The sequence below is a fragment of the Curtobacterium sp. APC 4022 genome, assembly GCF_030407555.1.
Classification (GTDB): Bacteria; Actinomycetota; Actinomycetes; order Actinomycetales; family Microbacteriaceae; genus Curtobacterium.
The window spans coordinates 19194-27876 of record NZ_JASDDD010000048.1; the positions used below are offsets into that span (position 1 = coordinate 19194).

The window sequence follows — 8683 nt, forward strand, 5'->3', positions numbered from 1 at the left end:
CCCCGCATGCGGACGATCGAGGTGCTCCGGGAAGCCTGGCGGGACCTCAGCTCGGGTGCCGGCGCCGGGGTCGTCTGCGCAGTGGTCCTGGCGGTGCTGCTCGCCGGTGTCGTCGGCAGCCGGACCGTCACCGTCACAGCCGACGTCCGCGCCGCCGCCCAGTGGGTGACGTCCGGTGCCGCAACGCAGGTGTTCACGGCTGCCGGACGGATCGACGGGCGAGCGTGCGCGGCACTGGCCGACGAGCCGAACGTGCTGGCCGCCGGGGCCTTCCGGAAGACCGAGGACGGCATGGTCGTCGCGGCGCTCCCGGGAAGCTCGATCCCGACCTACGAGGTGACCGGCGGAGCGACCGCACTGTTCAGCGTCACCGGGTCCACGGCCGACGCGGGTGTCGTCGTCGCCCCCGAGGTGGCCGACGTCCTCGGCGTCCGGGCGGGCCAGCGCATCGCCACCCCGGACGGCCCGGTCCCGGTCGCCGGGGTCTACGCCTACCCGGACGACGGCCGCGACCCCGAGCTGTCGTACGCGGTCCTGGCACCCGCCGCTGACGACGGCGCGCCCTTCGATACGTGCTGGGCGACGATCTGGCCGGCGGACGAGTCCGCCGTCGCCGCGCTCCGGCGGACGCTGCTGCCGGCGAGCGGTTCCGAGGACGGCGAACGGTCGACGCTCGGCCAGCTGAACCCGCGATCCGGCACGACGTTCCTCCCGAGCGAGCCGCCGACCGTGGGCTTGCTCGAGTCGGTGGCGGTCGGACTCGGACTGGTGGTCGGGTGCGCCGCGGTGTCACGTCGGCGGTTGTCCATCGCCTCGGACCGTCACGTCGGGGTCGGTGTGGCGGCGCAGGCGCTCGGCATCGCGGTCCAACACCTGGCGTGGGGCTCGGTGGGCGCGACGCTGGCACTCGCCGTGTCCGTCGTGATGGTCCGGGGCCTGCCGGCCGGCGACGGTCTGCCGATCCTCGCCGGTGCCGCAGTGCTCAGCACGCTCGGACTCGTCGGTGTCGTCGTCGGGGGAGCCGCGAGCGTCGCGCTGATCCGGGAGCGTGACCTGCACCGGTACTTCCGCACCCGATGACGCTGACCGGGAGGCGCGGCGCACGCCCGACAGGTCAGCCCCGACCTGTGGTGGTCACCTCGATGCGGTTCGCCCACGGGTCGTCGAACGCGACCGTCCGTCCGTCGTCCGCGGTCTGCACCCCGGCATCGTGCATGCGCGTGGTCAGCGCGCCGAGGTCGTCGACGGCCGGGACCTCGATCCGGACCAACCCGAGGCCGAGCGCCTGCTGCCGGCGACCCGCTCCCCGGGAGTTCCACGTGTTCATCGCCATGTGGTGGTGGTACCCGCCGGCGCTGACGAACAACGCCTGGCTGCCCATCGCTGCGGTGGTCGTGAAGCCGAGCGTGTCGACGTAGAACGCCTTCGCTGCGGCCACGTCCCCGACCGACAGGTGCACGTGGCCGACTCTGGCGGGTCGGGCGTCGGCGTGCTCGAGCGCCTCGGGGGTGAGGTGCTCCTGCAGGAACGCGTTCGGGTCGATGTACACGGTGTCCATGTCGATCGACCCGTGCGTCCACGACCACTCGGTGCGGTCGCGGTCCCAGTACAGCTCGACGCCGTTGCCCTCCGGGTCGGTGAAGTAGAACGCGTTGCTGACCAGGTGGTCGGCGCTACCGGTGAACGACTGCGGGTACCGCGTGGCGACGGAGTACAGCGCGGCGGCCAGGTCCGCACGGTCGTCGAACACGACGGCGGTGTGGAACAGGCCGGCCTGCCCGGGGCTCGCGTGCCGGAGCGCGGGCTCATGCTCGAGCACGACGACGGGCACGTCGAGCGCACCGCCAGGCGGCACCGCACCGCCAGCCGGCACCGCACCCCCAGCCGACACCGTGCCCCCGCCCGACGCCGGCCGCCCGAGCACGACCCGCGCCGCCTCCTGCACGAGCACCGTCAGCCGCACACCGTCCCGGTAGAACGCCGTCATGGCATCGAGGTCGGCGACCCGGAGCGTGACGGCGCCCATCCCGGTGTCCGCGGCGAGGAGGTCCTGCGAGTTCATCCGCTCAGTCTGCGCCGAGATCGTTGACGCGTCAACAAAAGGACCCCGAGCACCCCGGCGTCCTCACTTCGCGCTGAACCCACCGTCCGTCTTGAGCAGCTGCCCGTTCACCCAGCCGCCGTCCGGCCCGCACAGGAACCCGACGAGCGCGGCGGTGTCGGTCGGCATCGACGGCCGTCCGAGCGGGGTCTGGTCGACGGCGGACTGCCGGATCTCGTCCGTCATCCACCCGGTGTCGTTCGGCCCCGGGTTGATGGTGTTCGCGCTCACCCGGACGTCGCCGAGCTCGATCGCCGCTCCGACGACCAGCCGGTCGAGCGCTCCCTTGCTGGTGCCGTACGGCAGGTTGAACCCGACGTGGTCGCTCGTCAGCGCGATCACCCGGCGGCGGTCGAGCGGCACATCGGCACCCTCCCGCAGCCGTCGCGCGTACGACTGCACGATGAGGAACGGCGCGCGCACGTTCACGGTCAGGTGCTTGTCGAACGACTCGACGGTCGTCGTCGCGAAGTCGGAGTCCGCCGACTCGCAGTGCGACATGACGACGGCGGTCACCGGTGCGCCCGCCTCTGCCTCGGCACGGCCGACGAGTGCGGCCGCCTGCTCCGGGTCACCCAGGTCGACCGGGAGGCGCGTCACGGCAGCTCCCGCTGCCACACACTCCGCGACGACCGCGTCCACCCCCGCCGGGTCGGCAGCCCCGTGCACCCGCTCGTCGTACGGACCCCACCAGCTGATCGCGAGGTCCCAGCCGTCGGTCGCGAGGCGGATGGCGATCGCGGCGCCGATGCCGGCTCGTCGGCCGACCCCGGTCACCAGGGCGAGTGGTCTGCGGTTCGTCATGCGGGCCTCCATCCCGACCGTGCGGCGGTGCACGGTCCTGACCACCTTGGCATCACACCCGGTTGCTCGTCAGCCGGACCCGGCCGGGACGGGCCAAGATGGACCGATGCCCCCTGAACGCCGAGGTCGCCGCCCGCGACCCGAAGACCTGCCGGTCGAGCAGGCCCGCGACCGCATGTCGTCGTACATCTACGGCAACATCACGGTGCTCGCCGTCGCGATCGCGGTCTCGCCGGAGCAGATCGAGCACGGCGCCGCGGTGCTGACGGTGCTGGCGACCGCGGTCCTGACCTACCTGGCGCACGTCCTGTCGCACCTGGTGGCGCACTCGATCGGTGCCACCGACGACGAGGACGCCCGTCGCGAGACCGTCGCGGTGATCACCCGGAACGCGAACCCGATCGCGACCTCCGGGCTGATCCCGGCGGTGCTCTACGCGGCCGCGTGGGTCGGGTGGCTGCCGGCAGAGGGCGCGCAGATCGCGGCGGTCGTCATCCTGGTCGTCCGCATCGGCCTGGTCGGGGTGGTCCTGCAGCGGTTCAGTGGGAAGCGGCCCTCGTTCCTGGGGCTGTGGGGCGGGATCGTGCTCGCCGCGGTCGCGCTCGCCATCTCGCTGGTGAAGGTGGTGGCGACACATTGAGTACCGAGGCTCCGGAGGCGGGCGCTGCGGACGAACGCCGCAGGTCGACGAAGCGGTTCATCCGCGACCTGGTGGTCATCGTCGTGCTGGCGCTGCTCGCCTCGTTCCTGGTCAAGGCGTACCTGGTGCGCTCGTTCTACATCCCGTCGGAGTCGATGGAGAACACCCTGCTCGTCGGCGACCGCGTGCTCGTCAACGAGCTCGTGCCGCACGTGATGCCGCTCGAGCGCGGGGACGTCGTCGTCTTCCGCGACCCGAACGCGTGGCTCGGCCCGGGGCAGGGCGACGACCTCATCAAGCGGGTCATCGGGCTGCCGGGGGACCGCGTGCAGTGCTGCGACGCCCAGGGCCGGCTGTCGGTGAACGGGCACGCCGTCGACGAGCCGTACGTGCGGTTGCCGGCGGACGTGAAGCGGGTGTCGGGTGACGACTTCTCGATCACGGTGCCGAAGGGGCGGATCTGGGTGATGGGCGACAACCGCTACAACTCGGCCGACTCGCGCATCCACGGCAACGTCCCGCTGGACGACGTCGTGGGCCGCGCGTTCGTCATCACCTGGCCGGTCGACCGGTGGTCGGTGCTGTCGCGCTACGGCGCGGAGTGGGACGCGGTGCCCGAAGCGAAGTGACGCAGCGCGAAGTGACGCACCGCGGGGTGACGCACCGCGACGTGACGCACCGCGGGGTGACGCACCGCGGGGTGACGCAGCGCGGGGTGACGGGGCGGACCCGCTCCGCGCCTCCCGGCCGGGAGGCTCAGCACCCGACGGTCGTCAGCGTCACCTTCGCGACCTGGTCGGCTCGGACCTGAGCCCGCTCCGGGCACAGGTCGCCGGCGCGGACGGTCACCTCGCCGAGGGGCACGCCCGCGAAGTCGGCGGTGTCCCCCGGGTAGACCTGCTGGTGCGACGACGGCTCCCCGTTCGGCAGGAACACCTTCACCTGGTACGGGTGGTCGGCAGCGTTCTGCGACACCGTGACGGACACCTGCCCGGTCGGGTTCTGCGCGCCGCAGCCGGTGAGGGCCAGGGTCGCGCCACAGACCAGGGCGAGGACGGGGACGACACGGCGGAGCACCGCCCCAGAGTACGCGGCGGCGGCCGGGTGACCCGTCCACTGGGGGCATGCGTTCTGGACACAGGACGAGGGCGCTGTCCGGTATCCGCGTTAGCGTGGAGACATGAGCATCGAGCACGTGGAGCAGCATGCGGATCAGGCTTCCGCTCCCGAAACCGCTCGTCGTGCTGCCCTCCTGGCCGCCCTGGACGTGGTGCAGGGCGGGCCCGAGGAGCGCTTCGAACGCATCACCCGGATCGCACGCGAGGCCTTCGGGGTCGCCGGTTCGTTCCTCAACCTGGCGGGCGACGACCTGCTCTTCCACAAGTCCCAGCAGTCCGACGCGGTGTTCCCCGGGTCGACGCCGCTCCGTGACACCTTCTGCGGACGGACCCTGCACCAGGACGGTCCCGTGGTCGTGGCGGACGCCCGCGACGACCAGCGGTTCTCGGACCTGCCGATGGTGAACGACGACCCGAACGTCCGCTTCTACGCCGGGGTCCCGCTGCACGTGGGTGCCGACGCGACCAAGGTCGGCACGCTCTGCCTCATCGATCCGGAGCCCCGGACCCTGACCGCGGACGACGTCGTCCTGCTGCAGGAACTCGCAGTCTGGGCGGAGCGCGAGCTCGCCACGGGCCTCGACGACGACCGGATCCGTGCCGTCCTGACGGGTCTGCAGCCGCGCACCGTCGACCTGCCGGGGTGGACGATCGGCGGCACGTCGATCCCGCACGGCATCGTGTCGGGTGACTTCCACGAGTGGCGTGTGGCCGGCGACACCGTCGACCTGACCGTCGCGGACGTGATGGGGAAGGGCATGGCCGCCGGCCTCCTCGCCGCCGGGATGCGCGGAGCACTGCTCGCCCGCTGCAACGAGGCCCCGCCGACCGCCGTCGCCGCGCTCGAGGAGCAGGTGGCGCCGGACCTCAGCGCAGCCGAGGCCTTCGCCACGCTCTTCCACGGCCGACTCGACACCACCACGGGCAGGCTCGACTTCGTCGACGCGGGGCACGGGCTCGTGCTGCACCTGCACGCCGACGGCACCGAGACCGTCCTGCGCTCCGTCGACCTACCGATCGGCCTGCACCCGGTCGGCATCGACCGTAGCGTCGGGCAGCTCGTCCTCGAACCGGGCGACTCGCTCGTGCTGGTCAGCGACGGGGCGCTCGAGCTCTGGGACTCGACCCTGGCGTCGCTGTCCCGTCTCGGTGCGCTGTACCGGAAGTCGCCGGACCTCGGCGCGTTCCTGGCGGGCGTCCGCGGGCGTGCGATCGAGCACGACCCGGGCGACGACCTGACCGTCGTCGTGGTCTCCCGCGACGCCTGACCCGCGTCAGGCGCCGAGGCGCTCGATGAGTTCCCGGTACCGGGCGGCCGTCCGGGCGACGACCTCGTCCGGCAGCACCGGCGGCGTGCCGGTGCGGTCCCAGTTGGCGCTGAGCCAGTCGCGGACGATCTGCTTGTCGAACGAGTCCGTGCGGTTGCCCGACTCGTACGTGACGGCGTCCCAGTAGCGGCTGGAGTCGCTCGTCAGGACCTCGTCGGCGATGCGGATCAGCCCGTCGGCGTCGCGCCCGAACTCGAACTTCGTGTCCGCGATGACGACCCCGCGCTGCAGGGCGATCGCCGCCGCGTCGGAGTACACCGCGAGCGACAGGTCACGGAGGGCTGCCGCATCGGCCGCTCCGACGAGCTCCTCGGTGCGCTCGAACGAGATGTTCTCGTCGTGCTCACCCTGCGGTGCCTTGTACGCCGGCGTGTAGATCGGCTCCGGCAGACGGTCGCCGTTCGACAGCCCGGCGGGCAGGGCGACACCGCAGACGCTGCCGGACTGCTGGTACTCGGCCCAGCCGCTGCCGACCAGGTACCCGCGGACGACGCACTCGATCGGGAACATCCGGAGCGGCATGACGTGCATCGACCGGGCCTCGACGTCGGCCGGGACCGGGGTCGTGGTGCCGCTCGGCGTGAGCAGGTGGTTCGGGACGTCGCGCAGCTGGTCGAACCAGAAGCGGGACAGCCGCGTCAGCAGCTCGCCCTTGCCGGGGATCGGCGGCTCGAGCGCGAAGTCGTACGCGCTGACCCGGTCCGAGGCCAGCAGCAGCAGTTCGGTGGCGCCGGCGACGTCGGCGGTGTCGGCCGGGACGTAGAGCTCGCGGACCTTGCCGGACGAGACGTGACGCCAGCCCTCGACGACGGGTGCGGTGCTCATCGGACGACCTTCGTGGCGATGTCGGTGCGGAACTGGCCGCCGGGCAGGGTGATGTCGTGCAGCCCCGCGTACGCGCGGTCGCGCGCCTGGGCGAAGTCGGCGCCGGTCGCGACGACGCTGAGCACGCGTCCGCCGGTGGCGACGAGGTCGCCGTCGAGGGTGCCGGTCGCGGCGTGCAGGACGGCGACGCCGTCACGGGCGTTCGCGGCGTCCACCCCGGTGATGACCCGGCCGGTCACCGGGTTCTCCGGGTACCCCTCGCTGGCCAGGACGACGGTGACGGCCGCCTGGTCGCGGAACTCCGGCCGCGGGGTGCTGCCGAGCTGCCCGGTGGCGGCGGCCAGCAGCAGGCTGCTCAGCGGGGTCGCCAGGCGGGGGAGCACGACCTGGGTCTCGGGGTCGCCGAACCGCGCGTTGAACTCGATGACCCGCACGCCCTGCTCGGTGACGATGAGCCCGCAGTAGAGCAGTCCGACGAAGGGCGTGCCCTCGTGTTCGAGCTGGCGGACGGTCGGCAGGGCGACGAGCTCGGTGACCTCGTCCACGAAGGCCTGCTCGGAGCCCCATCGCTCGTCGAGCCACGGCAGCGGCGAGTACGCGCCCATGCCGCCGGTGTTCGGCCCGAGGCCGCCGTCGCCCAGACGCTTGTAGTCCTGCGCGGGGGAGAGCGGCCGGACGTCGTGCCCGTCGCTGAGGAAGAACAGCGACACTTCTTCGCCGTCGAGGAACTCCTCGACCACGACGTGTCCGTGCTGCAGCCAGTAGGTCGCGTGGTCGAGCGCCGCCTGACGGTCCTCGGTCACCAGGACGCCCTTGCCGGCGGCCAGTCCGTCGGCCTTGACGACGTACGGTGCGCCGAGGTCGTCGAGTGCCGCCGCGGCTTCGTCCACCGTGCCGGCGTACACCGGGCGTCCGGTCGGCACCCCGGCGTCGGCCATGATCCGCTTGGCGAACGCCTTGGAGCCCTCGAGCTGCGCGGCGGCCTTGCCCGGACCGAAGACCGGGATGCCGCGGGTGCGCAGCGGGTCGGCGACGCCGGCGATGAGCGGGGCCTCGGGCCCGACGACGACCAGGTCGACGTCGTTCTCGAACGCGTACTCCGCCACCAGGGCGCCGTTCGACGGGTCGAGCGACACCGTCTCGACGTCGGCGGCGATGCCGGCGTTGCCGGGCGCGGCCGTGATGACGTGACCGCCACCGTCCGGGGACGCGGCGTGCTCCGCCAGGAGGGCCGTGATGATCGCGTGCTCGCGGGCACCGGAACCGAGGACGAGGATTCGCACGCGATCACCCTACCGAGCCCGACTCGCCGCCCGCAGCGCACCGGCTAGCCTGTGGAGATGCCGCCGAGGACCATCGAAGACGCCGTCGGGCGGGCTGCCCTGGAGGCCGTGACCGCCGGCGCGACGGACCGCACCTCGATGGCGACCGCCGTCCGCTGGACCCTGCAGCGCCTGGCCGAGGACGTCCCCGGCAACAGCGTGGAGGTCCGGGTCCCGCCGTTCGCGGCCGTGCAGGCCGTGCCCGGCCCGCGGCACACTCGCGGGACCCCGCCGAACGTCGTCGAGACCGACCCGGCGACGTGGCTCGCGCTCGCCACCGGACGCCTGCGCTGGGACGACCCGGACACCGCCCGACGCGTCAGCGCCTCCGGTTCACGGGCGGACCTCGCCGCGTTCCTGCCGGTCCGTCTGCCCTGAGTCCGTCTGCCCCGGCACGTCCGGCAGCCCCGACCGGTCCGCCGACCGCGCGCGTCGCACCAGCAGCAGCACGAGTGCCCCGACGACCAGCAGTACCGCGACCGTCGGCGGCAGTACGAACGCCTCGCGGACGACGAGCGCCCCGACCCCGCCCCCGTGACCGCCGG

11 protein-coding genes are annotated in these 8683 nt (G+C 72.8%); 5 read left to right on the plus strand and 6 right to left on the minus strand.

The features are described from left to right. Positions 1 to 6: 6 nt before the first annotated feature. Complete coding sequence (locus QL987_RS13625) at positions 7 to 1080, plus strand: hypothetical protein (protein WP_290158116.1); 1074 nt, start codon at positions 7 to 9, stop codon at positions 1078 to 1080. A gap of 34 nt (positions 1081 to 1114) precedes the next feature. Here the strand turns inward: QL987_RS13625 and QL987_RS13630 are convergent, their stop codons facing one another. Both QL987_RS13630 and QL987_RS13635 read right to left on the minus strand, forming a co-directional pair. Then, positions 1115 to 2062 carry a VOC family protein gene (locus QL987_RS13630; protein ID WP_290158117.1) on the minus strand — a complete coding sequence of 316 codons (948 nt, stop codon included), beginning with the start codon at positions 2060 to 2062 and terminating at the stop codon, positions 1115 to 1117. Positions 2063 to 2125: 63 nt separating this feature from the next. Continuing rightward, a complete protein-coding gene (locus QL987_RS13635) occupies positions 2126 to 2905 on the minus strand; it encodes an SDR family oxidoreductase (protein ID WP_290158118.1) in 780 nt (259 codons plus the stop codon). A 106-nt stretch (positions 2906 to 3011) separates the two neighbouring features. On the opposite strand from QL987_RS13635, the gene QL987_RS13640 reads away from it, so the two are divergent. After that, entirely contained in the window at positions 3012 to 3545 is a 534-nt protein-coding gene (locus QL987_RS13640) for a hypothetical protein (protein WP_253467275.1), read from the plus strand. Beyond that, positions 3542 to 4174, plus strand: coding sequence for a signal peptidase I (gene lepB / locus QL987_RS13645; RefSeq protein ID WP_290158120.1), 633 nt, complete (start codon positions 3542 to 3544; stop codon positions 4172 to 4174). Before QL987_RS13640 ends, lepB begins: the two co-directional genes overlap by 4 nt. Before the next feature lie 127 nt (positions 4175 to 4301). Here the strand turns inward: lepB and QL987_RS13650 are convergent, their stop codons facing one another. Then, positions 4302 to 4622, minus strand: a complete 321-nt coding sequence (locus QL987_RS13650) for a hypothetical protein (RefSeq protein WP_253467281.1) — start codon at positions 4620 to 4622, stop codon at positions 4302 to 4304. 103 nt (positions 4623 to 4725) lie between these two features. Here QL987_RS13650 and QL987_RS13655 point away from each other — a divergent pair, with 103 nt between their 5' ends. Then, positions 4726 to 5931 (plus strand): GAF domain-containing SpoIIE family protein phosphatase, encoded by a 1206-nt coding sequence (locus QL987_RS13655; RefSeq protein WP_290158122.1) that lies wholly within the window; start codon positions 4726 to 4728, stop codon positions 5929 to 5931. Positions 5932 to 5937: 6 nt separating this feature from the next. On the opposite strand, the gene QL987_RS13660 is transcribed toward QL987_RS13655, so the two are convergent. Then, positions 5938 to 6816, minus strand: a complete 879-nt coding sequence (locus QL987_RS13660) for a phosphoribosylaminoimidazolesuccinocarboxamide synthase (RefSeq protein ID WP_290158123.1) — start codon at positions 6814 to 6816, stop codon at positions 5938 to 5940. After that, positions 6813 to 8099, minus strand: coding sequence for a phosphoribosylamine--glycine ligase (gene purD / locus QL987_RS13665; protein ID WP_290158124.1), 1287 nt, complete (start codon positions 8097 to 8099; stop codon positions 6813 to 6815). The genes QL987_RS13660 and purD overlap by 4 nt, the downstream gene beginning before the upstream one ends. 57 nt (positions 8100 to 8156) lie before the next feature. Here purD and QL987_RS13670 point away from each other — a divergent pair, with 57 nt between their 5' ends. Further along, positions 8157 to 8516 carry a sterol carrier family protein gene (locus QL987_RS13670; RefSeq protein WP_221851837.1) on the plus strand — a complete coding sequence of 120 codons (360 nt, stop codon included), beginning with the start codon at positions 8157 to 8159 and terminating at the stop codon, positions 8514 to 8516. On the opposite strand, the gene QL987_RS13675 is transcribed toward QL987_RS13670, so the two are convergent. Further along, on the minus strand, positions 8472 to 8683 hold a 212-nt coding region (locus QL987_RS13675; protein WP_290158125.1), incomplete at its 5' end, for a hypothetical protein. The genes QL987_RS13670 and QL987_RS13675 overlap by 45 nt on opposite strands.

Coding starts and splice junctions, on each gene's coding strand:
- QL987_RS13670 (WP_221851837.1), top strand. CDS start 8,157: ATGCCGCCGAGGACCATCGAAGACGCCGTCGGGCGGGCTGCCCTGGAG.
- QL987_RS13655 (WP_290158122.1), top strand. CDS start 4,726: ATGAGCATCGAGCACGTGGAGCAGCATGCGGATCAGGCTTCCGCTCCC.
- QL987_RS13625 (WP_290158116.1), top strand. CDS start 7: ATGCGGACGATCGAGGTGCTCCGGGAAGCCTGGCGGGACCTCAGCTCG.
- QL987_RS13630 (WP_290158117.1), bottom strand. CDS start 2,062: ATGAACTCGCAGGACCTCCTCGCCGCGGACACCGGGATGGGCGCCGTC.
- QL987_RS13640 (WP_253467275.1), top strand. CDS start 3,012: ATGCCCCCTGAACGCCGAGGTCGCCGCCCGCGACCCGAAGACCTGCCG.
- QL987_RS13660 (WP_290158123.1), bottom strand. CDS start 6,816: ATGAGCACCGCACCCGTCGTCGAGGGCTGGCGTCACGTCTCGTCCGGC.
- QL987_RS13635 (WP_290158118.1), bottom strand. CDS start 2,905: ATGACGAACCGCAGACCACTCGCCCTGGTGACCGGGGTCGGCCGACGA.